Source organism: Paenibacillus sp. UNC496MF (assembly GCF_900113915.1).
Lineage (GTDB): Bacteria > Bacillota > Bacilli > Paenibacillales > Paenibacillaceae > Paenibacillus_Z > Paenibacillus_Z artemisiicola.
Genome location: NZ_FORE01000007.1, coordinates 411,091 through 426,866, shown reverse-complemented (window position 1 = coordinate 426,866; position 15,776 = coordinate 411,091). Strand labels below are relative to the sequence as shown.

Annotated in this window: 14 protein-coding genes; 6 read left to right on the top strand and 8 right to left on the bottom strand. The window is 64.8% G+C overall.

The genetic code is table 11. From position 1 onward, the window contains the following. Positions 1-31: 31 nt before the first annotated feature. The 3 genes from BMZ79_RS13705 to BMZ79_RS13695 form a co-directional block, all read right to left on the bottom strand. The gene (locus BMZ79_RS13705) at positions 32-1,087 is read right to left on the bottom strand and encodes an efflux RND transporter periplasmic adaptor subunit (RefSeq protein ID WP_090640927.1); all 1,056 of its coding nucleotides are present in this window, start codon (positions 1,085-1,087) and stop codon (positions 32-34) included. Next, positions 1,056-1,772 (bottom strand): ABC transporter ATP-binding protein, encoded by a 717-nt coding sequence (locus BMZ79_RS13700; protein WP_090640926.1) that lies wholly within the window; start codon positions 1,770-1,772, stop codon positions 1,056-1,058. The genes BMZ79_RS13705 and BMZ79_RS13700 overlap by 32 nt, the downstream gene beginning before the upstream one ends. Positions 1,773-2,021: 249 nt before the next feature. After that, complete coding sequence (locus tag BMZ79_RS13695; RefSeq protein ID WP_090640925.1) at positions 2,022-2,834, bottom strand: DUF92 domain-containing protein; 813 nt, start codon at positions 2,832-2,834, stop codon at positions 2,022-2,024. 195 nt (positions 2,835-3,029) lie between these two features. Between BMZ79_RS13695 and BMZ79_RS13690 the strand changes: the two genes are divergently transcribed. Further along, positions 3,030-4,196, top strand: coding sequence for an HD domain-containing phosphohydrolase (locus tag BMZ79_RS13690; RefSeq protein WP_090640924.1), 1,167 nt, complete (start codon positions 3,030-3,032; stop codon positions 4,194-4,196). 104 nt (positions 4,197-4,300) lie between these two features. Here BMZ79_RS13690 and BMZ79_RS13685 read toward each other — a convergent pair whose 3' ends face one another. The 3 genes from BMZ79_RS13685 to BMZ79_RS13675 are packed head-to-tail and all read right to left on the bottom strand — an operon-like array spanning position 4,301 to position 7,537. Further along, positions 4,301-5,035, bottom strand: coding sequence for a glycerophosphodiester phosphodiesterase (locus tag BMZ79_RS13685; RefSeq protein WP_090640923.1), 735 nt, complete (start codon positions 5,033-5,035; stop codon positions 4,301-4,303). Positions 5,036-5,041: 6 nt separating this feature from the next. Continuing rightward, complete coding sequence (locus BMZ79_RS13680) at positions 5,042-6,496, bottom strand: CapA family protein (RefSeq protein WP_090640921.1); 1,455 nt, start codon at positions 6,494-6,496, stop codon at positions 5,042-5,044. 39 nt (positions 6,497-6,535) lie between these two features. Next, complete coding sequence (locus BMZ79_RS13675) at positions 6,536-7,537, bottom strand: MBL fold metallo-hydrolase (RefSeq protein WP_256252723.1); 1,002 nt, start codon at positions 7,535-7,537, stop codon at positions 6,536-6,538. 205 nt (positions 7,538-7,742) lie between these two features. Between BMZ79_RS13675 and BMZ79_RS13670 the strand changes: the two genes are divergently transcribed. Genes BMZ79_RS13670 through BMZ79_RS13660 form a run of 3 tightly spaced genes read left to right on the top strand, consistent with a single transcriptional unit; the run spans position 7,743 to position 11,279 of the window. Continuing rightward, positions 7,743-9,071 carry a spore germination protein gene (locus BMZ79_RS13670; RefSeq protein WP_090640918.1) on the top strand — a complete coding sequence of 443 codons (1,329 nt, stop codon included), beginning with the start codon at positions 7,743-7,745 and terminating at the stop codon, positions 9,069-9,071. Next, a complete protein-coding gene (locus BMZ79_RS13665) occupies positions 9,068-10,225 on the top strand; it encodes a GerAB/ArcD/ProY family transporter (protein WP_090640917.1) in 1,158 nt (385 codons plus the stop codon). Before BMZ79_RS13670 ends, BMZ79_RS13665 begins: the two co-directional genes overlap by 4 nt. Further along, positions 10,182-11,279: a Ger(x)C family spore germination protein gene (locus tag BMZ79_RS13660; RefSeq protein ID WP_090640916.1), complete on the top strand. Its 1,098-nt coding sequence runs from the start codon at positions 10,182-10,184 to the stop codon at positions 11,277-11,279. Before BMZ79_RS13665 ends, BMZ79_RS13660 begins: the two co-directional genes overlap by 44 nt. Before the next feature lie 199 nt (positions 11,280-11,478). Here BMZ79_RS13660 and fni read toward each other — a convergent pair whose 3' ends face one another. Continuing rightward, positions 11,479-12,540, bottom strand: coding sequence for a type 2 isopentenyl-diphosphate Delta-isomerase (fni, locus tag BMZ79_RS13655; RefSeq protein WP_090640914.1), 1,062 nt, complete (start codon positions 12,538-12,540; stop codon positions 11,479-11,481). Positions 12,541-12,736: 196 nt separating this feature from the next. Here fni and nagB point away from each other — a divergent pair, with 196 nt between their 5' ends. Further along, on the top strand, positions 12,737-13,459 hold the full coding sequence (gene nagB / locus BMZ79_RS13650; protein WP_090640913.1) for a glucosamine-6-phosphate deaminase: 723 nt from the start codon (positions 12,737-12,739) through the stop codon (positions 13,457-13,459). 2 nt (positions 13,460-13,461) lie between these two features. Further along, complete coding sequence (gene nagA, locus BMZ79_RS13645; protein WP_090640911.1) at positions 13,462-14,661, top strand: N-acetylglucosamine-6-phosphate deacetylase; 1,200 nt, start codon at positions 13,462-13,464, stop codon at positions 14,659-14,661. 174 nt (positions 14,662-14,835) lie between these two features. On the opposite strand, the gene BMZ79_RS13640 is transcribed toward nagA, so the two are convergent. Further along, positions 14,836-15,768, bottom strand: a complete 933-nt coding sequence (locus BMZ79_RS13640; RefSeq protein WP_090640910.1) for an NHL repeat-containing protein — start codon at positions 15,766-15,768, stop codon at positions 14,836-14,838. Positions 15,769-15,776: the final 8 nt, after the last annotated feature.

Sequence of the window (15,776 nt, the reverse complement as noted above, 5' to 3'; positions counted from 1 at the left end):
ATGGATTCACCTCTTCTCGCCTAAGCCGGGATCAGTTATTCAAAATGACCTTCATGCCTTCGTCCAATCCCTTCACGATCTCGACGTCCGTCTGGGTCATGAGACCCGGCTCCACGTCGACCTCTTTGCGCCGGTCGCCGTCGGCCACCTGCACGTACGTGCGGCCCAAATACGTCCGCAGCCCGCTGCGCGGAATGACGATGACGCCGGTCTTCTTCTCGAGGCCGATGCGGATGTCGACCGACTTGCCGAGCTCGAGCTTCGCGGACTTGTCCGTCACGCCGACGTACAGCATCTTCGTGTTGCGCTCGTCGACGTCCTTGTTCCCCGTGAGCGGCGCGTCGAGCGGCGCTTGAAGCACCTTGCCCGTCGTTTTCTTGCCGTCCACGGTCACTTCGACCGGCATTTCGCGTTCGATGCCGGAGATGACCTTCGGGTCCTCCGCCGTATAGACGAGCTGCGTCCGCGCCGGATCGGCGATCGTCACGAGCGGGGTGTAACCGTTGATGCCGTCGCCCGACGATTTGGCGTCCGCATAGGCGATGACCCCCGCGATCGGCGCGACCAGCTTGGCGGATTCCAGCTGATCCAGCATGGAATCGAGCGTCAGCTGCTCGCGCTCGACGTCGATCTGCTTCAAGCGAAGATCGGTGCCCTCGACGCCGTCGCGCTTGGCGGCGTTCAGCACGATCCGGGCCCGTTCCAGGTTCAGCTTCTGAAGCTGCACGCGCAGGTCCAGATCGCCCCGGTCGAGCTCTGCGATCAGTTGGCCGGCTTTCACGACGTCGCCCTGCGACACGTGAAGCGTCTTCAGGCGCCCGCTTTCTTTGTAATACAGCGGCACCGTATGGCTGGACGCGACCACGGCCGTGCCGGAGAAGTATTTCTCGATCGTGCCTTTCTTGACGTCGACGGCGTCGACCTTCTCCTCGGCCGGCTTGATCAAGGGCGGCTGCAGCGTCGTCTGCTGCATCGGCAGCAGGGAGCAGCCCGACATCAGCGAGGCGGCGAACAGCAAGACGGCGGCTTGCTTGGCAAGCTGCTTGCGTCGGCGATTAGGCGTTTGGCTCTGCGACAATCTCTCCATCCTCCAGTGCAATGACGTGATCGACAATTTCCATAATGCCGGGGTCGTGCGTCGTCATGACGATCGTCATGCCGAGGTCCTCGACGAGATCGCGAAACACTTTGATGACCTGAAGCCCCATGCGGCTGTCCAGCTCGGCGGTCGGCTCGTCCGCCAACAGCAGCGCCGGCCGGTGGGCGATCGCCCGCGCGATCGCCACGCGCTGCTGCTCCCCGCCGGAAAGCTCCGGCGGCCGGTGCTTCATCCGGCTCTTCATGCCCACCCAATCCAGCGCCTGCTCCGCCCGCTCCTTGTGCAGCGAGGGATCGCTGCCGGCGATGCGCAGCCCGAACTCCACGTTCTCGTACGCCGACATGAGCGGAATCAGCCCGAAGGCTTGAAATACGAGGCCCAAATGCGTCCGGCGCCAGGTGCTCCGCTGCTTCTCCGGCAGCTCGGAGATGATTCGCCCGTCGTAATAGACTTGTCCTTCCGTCGGCTGGTCCAGCGCCGCCAGCAGATTGAGCAGCGTCGTCTTGCCGGAGCCGGAGCGCCCCTTGAGGGCGATCATGGAGCCCGGTTTGATCGCGAGATCGATATTTTTGACAGCGGTTACAGCATTGTCGCCGCGCCCGAACACCTTCTTGACGTTGACGGCCTTGAGCAGAGGCTGCGAGATCGGCGATTCCGCCGCTACATTCGTCACGATTCGGTCATTCCCCTTCCGCGTCTGTCCTATGAATTCGCTTTCATCACGAGAGTTATTTGTAAATTTTTTCTATCAGAGTTAGGATACTAGGGGATTGTCCCCCCTGTCAACCGGCATCCTTTTACTTTTAGGGGGGTAAAACGATGGGAATTGGGGTTGGAGCCGCGCGCGGGGCGCCGAGCCGGGAAGCGAGGGGCTGCTGCGGCTCGGATTACGCCCGAGGGGCGAGGCGCTGTCGCCCGCGCCTCAGGCGACGGCGCAGCCGATGGCCCACGCCAGCAAGCCGGCGACGGCCGAGGACGCGAAGTTGACCGCGTCGTTGGTCATGAAGGCGAAGCCGCGGATCCGCTCGGCCGGCGCGCCGCAGTGCACGGCGCGCTCCGTCTCGCTGCCGCAGGCGCGGCAGCGGTACATCGCCTGCGCGGTCGCGCCGAGCGCCGAGTCGGCGAAGGCGCCGGCCGTGCCCGCGGCGGCCGCGGCGGCCAGCAGCGCGCCGGGCGAAGCCTCCGCCGGCGCGAGCCAGGCGCACGCGGCGCCGATGAAGGCGGCGCCGGCCAGCGCGGCGGCGCTGCCGAGCGGCGTGACGCCGCCGCTCGCGCCGGCCGCGACCCGGCGGCCGCTCAGCACCGAGCGCGGCGCCCGGCGGCTCAGCGCGCCGATCTCCGTCGCCCACGTATCCGCGTTCACCGCGGCCATGACGCCGGCGAAGGCGTACGCCCAGCCCTGCGCCGGCCACAGGAAATGCCCGGCGCAGAGCAGCAAGCCCAGCCCGCCGTTCGCCCATACCTGCATCGCGTCCCGCCTGCCGGTCTTGGCGTAATTCGCCTCCGCCGCCTCCTTCCGCGCATGCCTGCGCTTCCACTTCGACCACAGCGTCGAAGACAGGAAAAACGCCAGCAGCGCCCCGAACCAGAACGGCCCGCCGAGCGCGACGTAGCCCGTGCCCATGATCGCCGCCGACCAGGCGCCCGACCCCGACAGCGAACGAAGCCGGTACGCGGCGCCCGCGATCGCGGCGCTGCCGATCAACCCCGCCGCCGCTCGTATCCACACGTCCATCTGCGCGTCCTCCTTCGCGAAACCGATCGCTTCTTCGATTATACGACATTCGATCTGTCGAAATTTGTCTTTATCTGCCGATTCCATGCAGGATTATGCGGCTTGGCGTTGAACATAAGTAGGTAAGTCATACCGTCGAAACGCCAAGCGACCAAGGCGGCACGCCGCCGCCACGCGAAGGAGTGTCTCCAGTCCATGAACGAGCCGCCGCATTACCGCGATGACGGACGCGGCGTTCCGCGGGAGCGGACGCCGGAAGAGCTGCTTCGCATCATCTTCGATTATACCGCGAAAATCAGCGGAGAGCGCAGCTTGCGCAGCGTGCTGCTGCTGATGGCCGACATGGGCCGCGACATGATCGTCGCCGACCGCTGCACCGTCTGGCTCATCGACCACGCGAAGCAGGAGCTGTTCACCATGATCGCGCACGGGGCGAGCGAAATTCGCCTCCCGCTCGGCAGCGGCTTCGTGGGCCATTCCATCGCGTCGGGCGAAAGCCTGCTGATCGAAGACGCCTACGCGGATCCGCGGCATCATCCCGAATCCGACCTGCGGACCGGCTACCGGACGAAAGCCGTCGTCACCGTCCCGTTCGTCGGCAACGACGGAACGATCATCGGCGCGTACCAAGCCGTGAACAAACTGACGCCGCAGGCGGCGTTCACCCCGCGGGATCTCGAGCAGCTCAAGCTCGCCGCCGCGTACGCCGGCAAGTCGCTGGAATCCGTCATCCTGCAGGAGGAAATCGAATCGACGCAGCGGGAGATCATTTTCGCGATGGGCCAGATCGGGGAAAGCCGCTCGAAGGAAACGGGCAACCACGTCAAGCGCGTCGCCGAGTATTCCGCCGTCCTCGCGCTCGGGCTCGGCTTGTCCGCCGACGAAGCGGAGCTGCTGCGGATGGTGTCGCCGATGCACGACATCGGCAAGGTCGCCATTCCGGATGCCGTGCTGCTCAAGCCCGGAAAGCTGACGCCCGCGGAGTTCGAGCAGATGAAGCAGCACACCGAGGTCGGTTACCAGCTGCTCCGGTCGTCCGGCCGCGCGCTGCTCAAGACCGCGGCGATCGTCGCCTACCAGCATCACGAGAAGTGGAACGGCACCGGTTATCCGCGCGGGCTGAAAGAAGAAGAAATCCACCTGTACGGACGGATTACCGCGGTTGCCGACGTGTTCGACGCGCTCGGCAGCGAACGCATCTACAAGAAAGCGTGGGAGCTCGAGCGCATCCTCGGCCTGTTCCGCGAGGAACGCGGCAAGCATTTCGATCCCCGTATCGTCGACGTCTTCTTCGAACAGCTGCCGGCGCTGATCGAGATTCGGAACCGTTACCGGGACGGGGACAACGGCGATAGCGAATAATGCCCGACGCATGCGCTCCCTTGCGCGCGGCGGCAAATAACGAGACGCATAGCGCGGACTTCCGCGGCTATGCGTCTTTGTCATGCCGGCGACGCTTCGCCGGCTTATACCTTCGCGTTCATGACCTCCGCGTAGCGGTCGGGGTAATTGGTGCAGATCATCAGCGTGCTGCTCAAGCCCGCCAGCCGCTTGATCATCGGGGCGTCGTTGACGGTCCACGCCATGACGGCCAGGTTCGCTTTGCGCATATCCGCGAGCAGCGTCTCGGACACGCGCGTGTACCCGATGGAGAGGAACGAGGCGCCGAGCCGCTTCAGCTCTTCCACGAGGGTCCAAGGCAGCGCGTCGATGATCAGCCCCGTCCGCACGTCCTTCGACAGCTCCCGTACCTTGAGGAGCGCGTTCCGGTCGAAGGACGTGATGACGGCGTCATGCTCCAGCCCCTTGGCGTACAGCAGGTCGACGACCTTCTTCTCCATGCCCGGGTAACGGCCGCCGTACGTCTTCAGCTCGATGTTGAGCCGGCAGCGCCCGACGGTCGCGTCCAGCACCTGTTCCAGCGTCGGAATCCCTTCCCCCGCGAACGGCTTGCCGAACCAGCCGCCCGCGTCCATCCGGCCGAGCTCCTCCGCGGTATAATCGCTCACCCGGCCCGGCGTCCTCGCCGTCCGCCGCAGCGAATCGTCGTGGATGACGACCGGAATGCCGTCCTTGGACAGCTGCGCGTCGAGTTCGATCCACTGCACGAACGGAAACGCCATGGCGGCGCGGAACGCCGCCATCGTATTTTCCGGCGCAAGCCCCGAAGCGCCCCGGTGGGCGACGCAAGGATTAAGCATGAAGAATCACTCCTTCGCATGAATGAGGCCGTTCGCGTCGACCGTCGCGTGGACGGAAATGCCCGCGAGCCGCTTCAGCAGCGCGGCGGCTTCTTCGCCTTCCAGAGGGGCCGGCTGCGATTGGACCGCGCGCATCGGGTGGAACGCGAGCGAGCAGGCGCCGCCGGCGCCGCACGCCGCGTCCAGCACGCCGGTATCGGCCGTCCGCTTGTCGGGCATGCCGCTGAACACGAAATTGCCGAGACTGTAGGCGATCCATTTGCCTTTATAGGATTCGAATCCTTGCAGCACGTGCGGGTGGCTGCCCACGACCAGATCCGCCCCGGCATCGATGTACGCATGGCCGAGCCGTTTCTGATCCGCGTTCGGCAGGTCGGCCAGCTCCGTGCCCCAGTGGACCATGACGACCACGACGTCCGCTTCCGCCTTCGCTTTCTTGATCGCGGCGACCGCCCGCGACGGATCGTACGATTCCGCGAGTCCGGGATGGTTCGGGCCCGCCTTCCACGAGCCGACCGGCACGACGCGCGTCAGACCGAGATAGGCGACCCGGATCCCGTTCGCTTCCTTGATGACCGGCTTGAACGCCTCCGCGTCGTTGCGGCCCGCGCCGACGTTCGGCAGCTTGACCTTGTTCAGATAACCGATCGTATCGAGCAGGCCGACTTCGCCCTGATCCAGCGTGTGGTTGTTCGCCAGGTTGACCAGGTCGACGCCGGAATCGATCAGCGCGGGAAGGGCGTCCGGCGAAGCCTTATACACGTACTGCTTATTCGGCGCCGGCGTGCCGCGCAGCGTGACGGGCGTCTCCAAATTCGCCGCCGTGATGTCGGACAGCTGCAAGTAATTCCGCGCTTTCGCGTACGGATAGCCGTATCCGTTCTTCAGCATGAGCTTCTCGACCGAAGCCGCCAGCAAGATATCGCCCGTGAACGACAAATTGGCCGCGTCGGCTCCGGATCCAGCCCCGACCCCGGCCTCTGCCGGCGCGCCGCTCCCGCCCGAGCCCGGGGCGGCCGTGCCCGCCGCGCCGTCCGCCGGCGAGCCTCCGTCCGGCTTCCCGCCGCTCCCCGGTCCGTCCCCGCCAGCGGCGTTCCCGCCGCCTTCTCCGCCGTTCGCCGCGTCGGCGCCGCCCGCTCCGTCCTGCGCTTGGCCGGCCGACGGCGTCCCGCCGGCATCGCCGGCCTGCTGGCCGCTTTGGCCGTCTTGACTGCCTTCCCCGTTCGCCGCGGGCGCGTCGCCGGCTCCTTTGCCGGCGTCCGCGGAACCGCCGTTCGCGTTCGCGGCGGCGTCCGGCTTATCCGGCGTGCCGCTGCCGCCGTCGCCGCGCTGCAGCGCATAGACGACGGCGAGCGCGCCGACGGCCAGCAGCAGGACGAAATTGACGACGGCCAGCCGCCGCAGCCGCTTGGACCGCTCCCGCTTCCGGCGTTGATGGGATTCCGAGCGTGACATTACCATATAAGGGCGTGCTCCTTTTCCGGGAACGGCGCGTTCCCTCTATGCAAAATACGTATAGCTGCCTTCGCCGCCGCGCTTGCCGATCCGCCCGCCGTGTTCCAGATGGAAGACATGAGCCAGCGTCTCCGACATCGCGAACCGAAGATGATGCGCGTCCCCGGCGATCCGCTCGCCGAACAGCCGCATGCACAAGGCGTAACCCGTCCGCGGCTCCTCCCGCAGAAGCCCGACGATCTCCGCCAGCCGGCGCTCGTGATGCGCCGCCAGCTCCGCCGCGCGCTCCGCGAAGCGGTCGAACGGCTCCCGATGGCCCGGGAACGCCAGCTCTACGTCGTACCGGGCCAGCTCCCGCAGGCTCGCGAGAAACCGCTCCAGCTGCCGGTCGTCCTCGCCCGGCACGACGCTGACGTTCGGCGTGATCGTCGGCAGCACCTGGTCGCCGCACAGCATCCACTTTCGGGATGCCGCGTAGAAGACCAGCTGGCCGCCGGCATGGCCCGGCGCGTCGATCGCCAGCCACGTCTCGCCCCCCATCCGGACGGTCTGCCCCGCCTCGAGGAACGTCACCGCCGGCTGCGGCGCGACTTTCGCCACGAAGCTATCCAGATGCGGCCCGAGCGTCGCGAGGGCTTCCGCCGGCATGCCGTGGCGCGCGTAGAGCGCCGTCAGCTCCGCCTTGAAAGCCGCGCCGCCGTCCGCTCCCCACAGCCGCTCCGCGTACGCGCAGCCTTCGGCCGACATGCGCACCGGCGCCCCGCTCCGCTGCTGGAACCAGCCGGCCAGGCCGTAATGATCGGGATGCTGATGCGTCAGCACGATCGTATGAATGTCCGCGAACGCCACGCCGTGCTCGGCCATGACCGCCTCCCAGGACGCGACCGCTTCCGCCGTATGCAAGCCCGGATCGATCAAGGTATAGCCTCGGTCGTCCCGGAGCAAATAGCTGTTGACCCACTTCAACGAGAAGGGCAGCGGCACCCTCACCTGCACGATTCCTTCCGGCCGCAGCGTTGCGGCCGGTCTACCTGCCAAACCGCCCAATATCAAGCCCTCCCGGCGCCGTCTTCCTAAGGCCGCTCGCGGCGAAGAAACAACGGCCATAACTGAGTTCAATTGTACCGTACGGCCGCAATTCTGGCAAAATGCCGGAAGAGGCATATTTTTCTAATCGGCCATCCATACTAAAGCAAGCTGCCAGCCGTTTCCAGACCGGTGACGGCAATCATTCACGAAAGGACGCGCTGCCATGCTGAACCGGCTCGGAACGCTATTCGCCGAATCGCGGGACTTGACGATGGACCGCCTGCAAAACGAATCGCTCATCATCGAAGTCGCCTATATCTCCTCGCTGTGCGACGAGAGCAAGGTCAGCGATTTCATTCTCGTCCCCTTTACGAAACAAGAATTTCCCTTCGACGAGCTGGTCGCGCGCAATCCGTCGTTCAAGCAGGTGGACGATCCCGCCAAGTGGGCCGAAACGCTGCTGCACGGCTTCGCGCTGGTGCTCCTGAACGGCACGGTCTACAAGCTCGACGTCGCGCGGATCATCCGCAACGAGAACCCGCAGACGATGGTCGAAACCGTCATCATGGGCCCGCAGATCGCGCTCAGCGAGGATTTGATCGATTCCATCAACATCATCCGCAGCCGCTACCCGAGCGAGGAGCTGGCCATTGAGGAACGGACGATCGGCACGATCTCCAAATCCCGGATCGTGCTCATCTACGACAAGCACCGGGTCGACGCCACCGTGCTCAGCCACGTCCGCGCGAAGCTCGAGCGCGTCTCGGATCCGATCTATACCGCCACCGGCGAGCTCGTCCGGTCGCTCGGCGACCGCTACCGCCTGTTCCCGTCGATGATGATGTCGGAGCGGCCCGACCGCGCGTGCGCGGGCATCGAGGACGGCAAGGTGATCCTGATGATGCAGGGCTCCATGTTCGCCATCATCCTGCCTTCCACCTTCTTCGATTTCCTGCACGCCGTGGACGACGATTACGACTCCTTCTGGATGACGCGCGCCATGATCACGCTGCGCTATTTCGCCGTGGTGCTGACCGTTACGCTGCCCGCGCTGTACGTCGCGATCATGTCGTACAACCCGGAGCTGTTCCGCGTGCAGCTGTCCTTCTCGATCGCCGGCAGCCGCTCCGCCGTGCCGTATCCGTCGTTCGTGGAGGTCTTCATCATGCTGTTCATGATCGAATCGCTGATCGAAGCCAGCGTCCGCCTGCCCAAGTACATCGGCTCGACGGCCACGACGGTCGGCGGTCTCATCCTCGGGCAAGCCGCGCAGCAAGCGGGGCTCGTCAGCAGCATCATGATCATCGTCACGTCCGTCGTGGCGATTTCGAACTTCGTCATTCCCGTCAACAACATGTCGACGGCGATCCGGTTCTTGAAATACCCGCTGATCATCCCCGCCATCTTCTTCGGCATCTCCGGGGTCACGTTCGGCGTTTTCTGTTATTTGGTCTACCTGGCGGATCTGCGCAGCTTCGGCAAGCCGTACTTCCGGCTCTTCGGGCGGTCGCGCTCGCAATCGGCCGACATCGGGCAGGTGGCGCGGGAATGAGCCGCTACTTCTATTACAACGTCGTGCTCGTCAGCTTGCTCAACCTGATGCTCTTCGTCCCGTACATGCTGATCCAGTACCGGTACAACGGCGCGATCCTGTCGATGCTGTGCGCCGCCGTCGTCGGCACGACGCTCGCCCTGCTGTACACCCGCGTCATGCGGAAGTTTCCGGGACGGGGACTTCCCGAAATATTGTCGCTCTATTTGCCGAAGTGGCTGTCCGTGCCGTTCCTGCTGCTCTGCGCGTTCATGTGGCTAACGGCCGCCTCCATCTCGATGTACGCCTTCTCCGTGCTGATCAACCGGTTCTTCAATCCCGACACCAGCTCGATCATCGTGCTCGTGTTCATGGCGCTCGTCTGCCTGTATTCGGCGACGCGCTCCACGCTGACGGTCATGTTCGTCGTCGAGGTCGGCCTGATGGTCTGCGCGCCGGTCATCCTGTTCCTGCTGTTCAAAGCCGTCCGCAGCCAGATGCTGGATTGGGACGCCATCCGGACGGTGGGGCATTATTGGAACCGGATGCCCCGGATCGAGCCGTTCGCCGCGGCTTTGTTCGTGTTCACGGGCTATATGAATTTCTTTATGTTCAACCGGCTGTTCTCGCCGAACTTCCGCCTCCGGCACCGCTGGATTCTTCCGATCTTCTGCGGCCTGATCCTGATCACGACGTTCATCGTGCCGATCGGGTTCCACGGGACGGAAGGCGTCGCCGACTATTTGTACGTATGGAGCGTCACTTCGGACACGCTGATCATGAGCTACGGGTTCATCGAACGGGTCATCTTCGTGTTTCTGCTGCTCTATCTGATGCTGTCGCTCATCTTCGCGACCATCGGCTGGCATATGGCGATGGAGATGGTCAAGGCATGCCTGCCGAAGCCCAAAACGGATATCGACCCCGCCCGGACGCCCCGGTCCAACTGGGTCATCGTCGGCGTGTTCGCCGCGCTCACGGTCGCGTACGGGTATTTTTTCGACGAGAAGCAAAACCTGCGGTTTACGAGCCAATGGATCGTGGCGCGGGCCTACGGGGAGATCCTCTCCGTGCTCTTCATCTTCGCGCTGAGCCTGTTCGGCTCCGGCAAAAAAAAGAAACTGGTGAACCATGAAACGACTTCGACTAACGCTGCTGGCGCTGATGGCGCTTAGCTTGTCCGCCCTGAGCGGATGCGGCTTCAGGGACATCGACAAACGTTTTTTCGTCGTCGCGATGGGCATCGATCCGACGGACAAAGGCGCGAAGGGCTTCAAAATCACGCTGCGCCTGGCGGTGCCCTCGCCCAAGGTCGAGCCCGGCGCCGGCAAAAACGAGTTTTTGACGATGGACGCCACGTCCATCGCGGAGGCCGTTCGCCTGCTCAAATCCCATGTCGACAAGGAGCTGGACTTCGGCCATTGCAAAGTGTTCGTCGTCGGCGAGCAGCTTGCCCGCAAGGACTACACGGAAATTCTCCGCTGGCTGTCCCGCCGGCGCGACGTGCAGAGCATCGCGTTCATGGCCGTCGGCCAGCCGGACGCCAAGACGATCGTCGAGGTCGAGCCGAAGACCGAACGGTATCCCGGCAATACGCTGTTCCTCATGTTCGGCAAGGACGGCACGCAGTCTTCGTACTTGATTCCCGTCTATATATTCGACTTCATCCGCCGGCACGAGGAACACGGCATCGACCCGGTCCTGCCGGTCATTCGGGCCGACGATTCCGGGTACGCCATTACCCGGATCGGCCTGCTCAACAAGACGAAGCTGGTGGACATCGTCTCCCCGGCCGAGACGGAGACGTACAGCCAAATCCGGTACCAGGACTCGAAATCGACGGTCGCCGCCGTGAAGGACGGCGTGACGATGGTCATCAACGTCGATAAAATCGCGTCGCATTACAAGATCGCGACCGTGAACGGGGAGCAGGTGCTGCAGCTGCGGCTGAACGTCAGCGGCATCTTCGAGGAAGCGCCGATCGGGGTGTACGGGGAGAATTGGACGGAGCTGGAAGGGATCTTCAACGCGCAGATCGGGGCGGAAATCAAGAAGTTTTTGAAGAAGGCGCAGCGGGACGAGGTCGACCCGTTCGGCTTCGGTCTCCGCTACCGGGCGACGCATGCCGGCACCGAGCAGACGTGGAGGAATTGGCAGCGCATCTACCCGCAGCTCAAATTCGACGTCAAGGTCAAGGTCAAGATCGAAGGCACGGGGCTGGTCAAATGAGGCGGGCGCGCCGCGCGGACGGACGAGGCAAGCTAGCATCCGCGATCGCGGCAGGCGCGCCGCGCGCACGGACGAGGCCGGCTAGCATCCGCGAACGCGGCAGGCAAGCGCGGCTGGCGAACGCGGCAGGGCAAGCAAAAAAGGGCAGCGCGCCGTTCTCCGAACGGGCCTGCCCTTCTTGCGTGCTTGCGCCGCCGCGCTAGACCGGCAGCAGCCGGTCCGTCGCGCGCAGCGCGCCGACCGTCGCGGCGCCGATGCCGAACATCGCGGCGCGCAGCTCGAATTCGATGCGCGCCATGACGCGCATCAACGGCTCGGCGCTGCCGGCGCCGGGATCCGCCGCGCCGCCGAGCAGCGAGCGGCCGAAGCCGGCGAGGTCGGCGCCGAGCGCGATCGCCTTCGCGGCGTCGACCCCGCTTGCGAGGCCGCCGCTCGCGATGAGCGCCGCGTCCGGCAGCGCCGCCCGCACCTCGCGGACGCAAGCCGCGGTCGGCGTGCCCCAGTCGGCGAAGGCCGCCGCGGCGTCCGCGCGCAGCTCGTCCCTTGCGCGGTGCTTCTCGACCTGGCTCCACGACGTGCCGCCGGCGCCGGCCACGTCGATGAACGCCGCGCCGGCGTCGAGCACCGCCGCCGCCGCCCCGGCATCGATGCCCCAGCCGACTTCCTTGATGCCGACCGGCACGCCGAGGCTCCTGCAGACTTCGCCGATCCGGCGCAGCAGCCCGCGGAAATCCGTGTTCCCCTCCGGCTGGAACACTTCCTGCAGGCTGTTCAAATGCAGCACGAGCGCGTCCGCCTCCGCCAGCTCGACCGCCCGGCGGCATTGATCGACGCCGTAGCCGTAATTGAGCTGGACGGCGCCCAGATTGGCAATGAGCGGAATGCTCGGCGCCAGCCGCCGCACCCGGAAGGTCGCGGCAAGCGCCTCGTTCTCGATGGCCGCGCGCATGGAGCCCAGCCCCATCGCCCAGCCCCGCGCTTCCGCCGCCTCGGCGAGGCGAGCGTTGATCCGGGCCGTTTCGTCCGTTCCGCCCGTCATGGAGCTGATGAGCAGCGGGGTCCGCAGCCGTTTGCCCAAGAAGGAAGCGCTCAGGTCGATCCCGCCGAAATCAAGCTCCGGAAGCGCTTGGTGCCGGAACCGGTAACGGTCGAAGCCGGGGCCCGTCCCCGTGCTTTGCACCTGCTCCTCCAAGCAAATGCGGATATGCTCGCCTTTTCGGTTGGCGGTCGCCTCGTGCTCCGCGTTTACGCTGTCTGTCATGCTGAACGTATGCCCCTTCCATCCTCGCAACCTTTGATCCATCATGGCATAGTTGCGGGCTGCGCCGCAAGTTCCATCAGGGAAACGAAAATTTTGATCGAAATTTTCGTTAAAATGATTTTTACAATCATTTTTATTGTCGTTCGAAACAAACTGGCTTATAATAATGGCAAACGGAGTTAGGGAGGCCATCACCATGCAAGTGAAAGTATTCGACACGACGACCGAATTGGACAGCTACGCCGCGGGACTGTTTGCCGCCGCGCTCAAGGCGAAGCCGGATTCGACGCTCGGCCTGGCGACGGGCTCGACACCGATCGGCATTTATGAAAAAATGATAGAGCTGTATCAGCAAGGCGAGCTCTCCTTCAAATACGCGACCACCTTCAATCTGGACGAATACGTCGGCCTGTCGCCGGATCACGAGCAAAGCTACGCGCGGTTCATGAACCGCCATTTGTTCGCCCACGTCGATCTTCCGGCCGGCCGTTCGCACCTGCCCAGCGGGACGGCGGCGAATTTGGAGGCGGAATGCGCCGGCTACGACCGGATGCTCGAAGAGCAGTCCGTCGATATTCAGCTTCTCGGACTCGGCCATAACGGCCATATCGGCTTTAACGAACCGGATCGCGCGCTGCAGGGCGGCACGCATATCGTGGAGCTCGAGCAGGCGACGCGGGAGGCGAACGCGCGGTTCTTCGATTCCCTCGACGAGGTGCCGACCCAAGCCATTACGATGGGCGTGGGCTCCATCCTGAAGGCGGACGCCATCCTCCTCGTCGTCAAAGGCGCGGACAAAGCGGGCATCGTCAAGCAGGCGCTGCAGGGACCGATCACGACGGAGGTGCCCGCTTCGCTGCTCCAGACGCACAAAAACGTGACGGTTCTGGTCGACCGAGAGGCAGGGAGGTTATTGTAACCATGAACGAAGCTGCAGGCAACTGGCTCATTCGCGGCGTGAACGCGGTCGTCGGCGACGCCGTCGCCGAGGGCGCCGCCATCGTGGTGAAGAACGGCAAAATCGCGCGAATCGCGGCGGGCGGCGATCTGCCCCCGGGCGAAGCCGACGGACTTGCGGAGGTAGACGGCGGCGGCGGCTGGCTGCTGCCGGGCTTCATCGACATGCACGTGCACGGGGGCTTCGGCTCCGATTTCATGGACGCTTCCGCGGCGGCTTACGACGCGATTACGTCCTTCCACGCGTCCAAAGGCACGACGCGCTTGCTCGCGACGACGGTGACCGCCCCGCGCGAGGCGATCGAAGCCGTGCTCGAAGCATCGGCCGCCTATCGCGGCCGGCCGATGCCGTACGCCGCCTTGGCGGGCGTACACCTGGAAGGCCCGTTCATCAGCGAGCTGTGGCCCGGCGCCCAGAACCCGAGCTTCATCTCGCCGCCGAGGCTCGATTGGGTCGAGGCGTGGACGTCCCGCTATCCCGGCCTGATCAAGCAGCTGACGCTCGCGCCCGAGAAGGAAGGGGCCGCGGACGTCATCGCGCATCTCGCCCGCGGCGGAATCGTAGCGGCCGCCGGCCATACGGACGCGCTTTACGCCCAGGTCGAAGCCGCGGCCGAAGCCGGACTGTCGCAGGCGGTCCATACGTTTAACGCCATGCGCGCGCTGCATCACCGCGAGCCGGGCACCGTCGGCGCGGTGCTGAGCGACGACCGCATCCACGCCGAGCTGATCGCCGACGGCCATCACGTGCATCCGGCGGCCATTCGCCTGCTCGCGAAGGCGAAGCCGCGCGACCGCGTCATTCTCATCACCGACGCGATTTCCGCCGCCGGTCTCGGCGACGGCGGCTACGAGCTCGGCGGGCTCGGGGTCGACGTCGTGAACGGCGTGGCCCGGCTGCGGGAAGGCGGCAGTCTCGCCGGCAGCACGCTGACGATGATCGACGCGGTGCGGTTCATGCTGACGCACACGGATCTCGGCATCGCGGCGATCAGCCGTATGGCGAGCGCCAATCCGGCGCGCCAGCTCGGCCTGCAGGACGCGACCGGCGCCATCGGCATCGGCTTGGCGGCCGATCTCGTTCTGACGGACGCGGATTTCCTGGACGTCAGCCATACCTGGGTGGAGGGCCGGCTCGTTCACGGCGGCTCGCAAGCGGGCTGAGTCGATCGTCGCGGCCGACGGCATCGGCTCGGAAAGCCTAACTTTCCCGAATGCCGCCGTTCATGACCGTCTTCCCAACCGTACCTAAGCAGACCTTAAATCAAAAGAAGCCCCTCGACACCGGCTGCGCCGGCTTCGAGGGGCTTCTTGTTTCCAAAGGATCGCGTTAGGCGATTACTTCTGGCGAACCAGCTTCGTGATGCGGCCGTCGAAAATCCATTCCGCCACGTACACGTTGCCCTGCGAGTCGACGCAGACGCCGTGCGGCGAGCTGAATTTGTCCGGGCGGTAGTACGATTTCGGCAGGTTCGGCCAGCCTTGCTGCTTATATGCCTTCTGGTCTTCGCCCAGATGCGTGATCAGGCGGTCCTGGCCGTCCAGCACGGTGACGCGGCTGTCCAGGTCGGGCAGGTACACTTCGTCGCCGAAGAAGTAGAAGCTGCACGGCTTGTCGAGGTTATGGTCCACGAAGCGCTTGTGCTCGCCCTCGAGCGTGAAGACTTGAATCCGGCCGTTGCCGCGGTCCGCCACGTATACTTCCGGCTCGCCGCCGCGCAGGTTGATGGAGATGCCGTGCGGCTCGATGACTTTGCCCGGCTCGGAGCCGCGGCCGCCGAACGTGCGGATGTACTGGCCTTTGGCGTCGAATTGGTGAATGTGGTATTGGCCGTAGCCGTCGGATACGTAGATGTCGCCGTTCGGCGCCACGCAGACGTCCGTCGGCACGTAGCGGCGCTCGGCGTCGTACAGGTCCGGACGGTCCGGCACGCCGATTTCGAGCAGCACGTCGCCGTTCAGCGTCGTCTTGACGACCAGCGCGCGGTTCGTGTCCGCGAAGTACAGGTACTCGATGCCGTCGTTGTCGCGGTGCAGGTAGAAGCCGTGCGCGCCGCCCTCGAACTCCGCGCCCCACGAGGTTTTGAAATTGCCGTCCTTGTCGAAGACGACGACGGAATCCTTGCTCGTATTATGTACGTAAACGTTATCATTTTCATCGACGACGATGCCGTGCGTGTAGCCGTACGTAATGCCTTCCGGAAGCTTGCCCCATCCGCTGACGACTTCGTAAGCGTGCGATGCGCTGCCAATGATCTGTTGTTCGGACACGTATCATT

Bases quoted from the DNA above. Each gene is read 5' to 3' on its own strand.
- nagB (WP_090640913.1), top strand. From the start codon at position 12,737: ATGCAAGTGAAAGTATTCGACACGACGACCGAATTGGACAGCTACGCC.
- BMZ79_RS13680 (WP_090640921.1), bottom strand. From the start codon at position 6,496: ATGGTAATGTCACGCTCGGAATCCCATCAACGCCGGAAGCGGGAGCGG.
- BMZ79_RS13685 (WP_090640923.1), bottom strand. From the start codon at position 5,035: ATGCTTAATCCTTGCGTCGCCCACCGGGGCGCTTCGGGGCTTGCGCCG.
- BMZ79_RS13695 (WP_090640925.1), bottom strand. From the start codon at position 2,834: ATGGACGTGTGGATACGAGCGGCGGCGGGGTTGATCGGCAGCGCCGCG.
- BMZ79_RS13690 (WP_090640924.1), top strand. From the start codon at position 3,030: ATGAACGAGCCGCCGCATTACCGCGATGACGGACGCGGCGTTCCGCGG.
- BMZ79_RS13705 (WP_090640927.1), bottom strand. From the start codon at position 1,087: ATGGAGAGATTGTCGCAGAGCCAAACGCCTAATCGCCGACGCAAGCAG.
- nagA (WP_090640911.1), top strand. From the start codon at position 13,462: ATGAACGAAGCTGCAGGCAACTGGCTCATTCGCGGCGTGAACGCGGTC.
- fni (WP_090640914.1), bottom strand. From the start codon at position 12,540: ATGACAGACAGCGTAAACGCGGAGCACGAGGCGACCGCCAACCGAAAA.
- BMZ79_RS13660 (WP_090640916.1), top strand. From the start codon at position 10,182: ATGAAACGACTTCGACTAACGCTGCTGGCGCTGATGGCGCTTAGCTTG.
- BMZ79_RS13665 (WP_090640917.1), top strand. From the start codon at position 9,068: ATGAGCCGCTACTTCTATTACAACGTCGTGCTCGTCAGCTTGCTCAAC.
- BMZ79_RS13670 (WP_090640918.1), top strand. From the start codon at position 7,743: ATGCTGAACCGGCTCGGAACGCTATTCGCCGAATCGCGGGACTTGACG.